Below are 621 nucleotides of genomic sequence, written 5' to 3' on the forward strand. Positions count from 1 at the left end.
TTACTGTCAATGATGTTCCAGCTGCAATATTAGGAAGCAGGAAACCTACATTTGGGTCAAATCCAGGTTGTGGTGTTCCATTTATCGTCACACTATTTGGTACAAATGTTGTTTCTAGAGCAATTGGATCAATGAAAGAGACATTCGTTGCTGTTACTGTGCCGTTATTTCGAATGACAACAGAATACGTGTAAGTTTCTCCAAGTGCTGCTTGTTGTACAGATGAAGATTTTTGTATATTTAACTGTGCTGTATTTACTTGTGTCACTACAAAATTACTAGTTGTAGTAGTTGTTATAGGAGGACCTGCTGGATTAATAAGGAAACTTGCGGTAACGTTTGATTGGTTTCTTATATTTCCACCACTCGGAACACTTGTCACTGTCACTTGGAAGGTAATTGTAGCAGTTTGCCCCACCGGAATATTGGTAACAGGAAAACCCGCTATAGGATTCGCACCTTGCTGAACGACTCCATTGATCGTTACACTATTCGCTACAAATGTAGCTCCAGATGGGATTGGATCTTGAAAAATAATATTCGTTGCAGGAACAGTTCCTGTATTTTGAATAAGAATCGTATACGTTAACGTATCTCCTACTCCCGCTTGTGTTGTATTTA

1 protein-coding gene is annotated in these 621 nt (G+C 39.0%); it reads right to left on the reverse strand.

The annotated features are described in order from the left end of the window. Nucleotides 1-621 (reverse strand): DUF11 domain-containing protein (locus tag MR083_RS26810; RefSeq protein ID WP_242270100.1); only part of this gene is annotated, 621 nt, incomplete at both ends.

This window comes from Bacillus cereus group sp. BfR-BA-01408 (assembly GCF_022663305.1).
Classification (GTDB): Bacteria; Bacillota; Bacilli; order Bacillales; family Bacillaceae_G; genus Bacillus_A; species Bacillus_A pacificus.